1 pseudogene is annotated in these 1110 nt (G+C 69.2%); it reads left to right on the top strand.

Annotated elements, in window-relative coordinates:
* Positions 1 to 58 precede the first annotated feature (58 nt).
* A pseudogene (locus ADK60_RS23430) lies at positions 59 to 1110 on the top strand (DUF11 domain-containing protein); the annotation flags it as partial.

The raw sequence follows: 1110 nt of genomic DNA, 5'->3' as shown, positions 1-1110 counted from the left end.
GACCAACACCGTGACGGTCACCGGCGGCCCGGACCCCTCAACGCCGACCCACACCGCCGTGGCATCACCCTCGGGCTCGCCGTCGCCGCAAGCCAACCTGACCGTCTCCAAGGTCCTGCTCACCGATCCGGTGGTCCCCGGGCAGCAGATCCAGTGGCAGGTCAGCGTGACGAACAACGGACCCTCCCGCGCCCGCGACGTCGTCGTCACCGACACCGTTCCGGCCGGGGTCAACAACCCAGTAATGACGGCCGCTGACGGAACCAACTGCCCGATCAGCAACGGCACGGCGACCTGCCCCGCTGTCGAGATCCCGGCCGGCTCGTCGATGACGTGGACGCTCACCGGCACCCTTGACACCAACGCGACCGTCACACCGACCAACACCGTGACGGTGACCGGTGGCCCCGACCCCGCAACGCCGACCCACACCGCCGTCGCCTCGCCGACCAAGTCGCCGACACCGCAAGCGAACCTCACCGTGTCCAAGGTCCTGCTCACCAATCCGGTCGTCCCCGGGCAGCAGATCCAGTGGCAGGTCAGCGTCACCAACAACGGACCCTCCCGCGCCCGCGACGTCATCGTCACCGACACCGTTCCGGCGGGCGTGACCGGCGCGAGCATGAAGGCGGATGCCGACAACACGCCTTGCCCGATCAACGCTGGAACGGCAACCTGTCCCGCCGTCGAGATCCCCGCCGGCTCCTCGATGACGTGGACGCTCACCGGCACCCTCGACACCAACGCGACGGTTACGCCGACCAACACCGTGACGGTGACCGGCGGGCCCGATCCCTCGGTGCCCACACACACAGCGGTGGCGTCGCCGACCAACTCGCCCTCGCTGCAAGCCAACCTCACCGTGTCGAAGGTGCTGCTGACCAACCCCGTCGTGCCGGGACAGCTGATCCAGTGGCAGGTCAGCGTGACGAACAACGGACCCTCCCGCGCCCGCGACGTCGTCGTCACCGACCAGGTGCCCGCCGGAGTCAACAACCCGGCAATGACGGCCGCCGACGGAGCCAACTGCCCGATCGACAACGGCACGGCAACCTGCCCCGCCGTCGAGATCCCGGCCGCCTCGTCGGTGACATGGACGCTCACCGGCAC

This window comes from Streptomyces sp. XY431 (assembly GCF_001279805.1).
In the GTDB taxonomy this organism is placed as follows: Bacteria; Actinomycetota; Actinomycetes; order Streptomycetales; family Streptomycetaceae; genus Kitasatospora; species Kitasatospora purpeofusca.
Note: the sequence above shows the minus strand (reverse complement) of the source record. Positions and strands in the feature narration are given on the sequence as shown.